Source organism: Psychrobacter sp. ANT_H3 (assembly GCF_027919975.1).
Lineage (GTDB): Bacteria > Pseudomonadota > Gammaproteobacteria > Pseudomonadales > Moraxellaceae > Psychrobacter > Psychrobacter maritimus.
In genome coordinates, this window is sequence record NZ_JAQISM010000056.1 from 1 (window position 1) to 700 (window position 700).

General features: G+C 41.6%; 1 protein-coding gene. It reads right to left on the reverse strand.

Annotated features, from left to right (window positions below; translation table 11 throughout):
• Window positions 1-700 (reverse strand): phosphoenolpyruvate carboxylase (locus tag PG901_RS13590; protein WP_271134701.1); only part of this gene is annotated, 700 nt, incomplete at both ends.

The following is a 700-nucleotide window of genomic DNA, read 5'->3' on the forward strand; positions in this document are numbered from 1 at the left end:
TAATAGCCCTTCGCCATGAGCCTTGTCATGAGTATTGACACTTTTTCGAATGATGCGTAAATCTTCTAACAACTCTTGCGGGTTGACGTAAGCATCGTGTGCGGCGTCGAGGTCTGTACCTTTACTTTGAATGTGGCGATTGGTCGCTTTTATTTTGGCAAGAATAATCGATAACAACCTTCGGTACGGCTCATTGTTGTAATCGTCAGGATTATAATAAAATACTTTTTGATCGAGGTTGGCATACTCCTTTATACGAGCATAAACGTCTGGCGCAATATTGATAATCGTATCGCTATGAATAAGCTCACGGCGCAGTTTTTTTAGCAGTACTTGATAATGACGTAGCACGGTATCGGCATGCATCAATATCGCCATTTCTGTAGTGTCATGAGTGACAAAGGGATTGCCATCTCTGTCGCCACCTATCCAAGAGCCAAAGCTCATGAAAGCAGGTAATGGGTAGTCTGTTAGCTCTGGATAGATATCAACAATGGCGTCTTTAATATTGCGATAAACCTTTGGAATGGCATTGAATAAACTGGCATTAAAATAATGCAGACCATTATTTATCTCGTCATAGACTAATGGCTTACGCGTACGCACTTCATCCGATGACCATAATAAATCAATCGTTTGCGCCGTTTTCTCTTTTGCTTGTTCGTAGGCAAAGCTGTCTTCTGCAAGATTGTTTAAGGCG